Source organism: Cobetia sp. SIMBA_158, from assembly GCF_046566945.1.
In the GTDB taxonomy this organism is placed as follows: domain Bacteria; phylum Pseudomonadota; class Gammaproteobacteria; order Pseudomonadales; family Halomonadaceae; genus Cobetia; species Cobetia amphilecti.
The window spans coordinates 1-284 of sequence record NZ_JAWJYL010000225.1 but is presented as its reverse complement, the minus strand read 5'-3'; the positions used below and the strand labels follow the sequence as shown (position 1 = coordinate 284).

Genomic DNA, 284 nt, shown 5'->3' with positions numbered 1-284 from the left:
AGACCGGTGGAAGCGATGCCCGGCAGGCTCAGCGGCAGCAGCAGGCGGAAGATCCCCTGCAGGGTGCTGGCGCCATGCATGCGCCCGGCTTCGAGGATGTGCTTGGGGATGTCCTTGAAGAAGGTGTAGAGCATCCAGACCACGATCGGCAGGTTCATCAGCATGTAGATGATGATCAGGCCGGTGCGGCTATCCAGCAGGCCCAGAGCGCGGAAGATGAGGTCGACCGGCAGCAGCACGCCCACGGACGGCAGCATGTTGGTCGACAGCATCCACAGCAGAGT

At 63.0% G+C, this 284-nt stretch carries 1 protein-coding gene; it reads right to left on the bottom strand.

The window, feature by feature from the left end:
* Positions 1-284 (bottom strand): ABC transporter permease subunit (locus R2R70_RS19735; protein WP_410978859.1); only part of this gene is annotated, 284 nt, incomplete at both ends.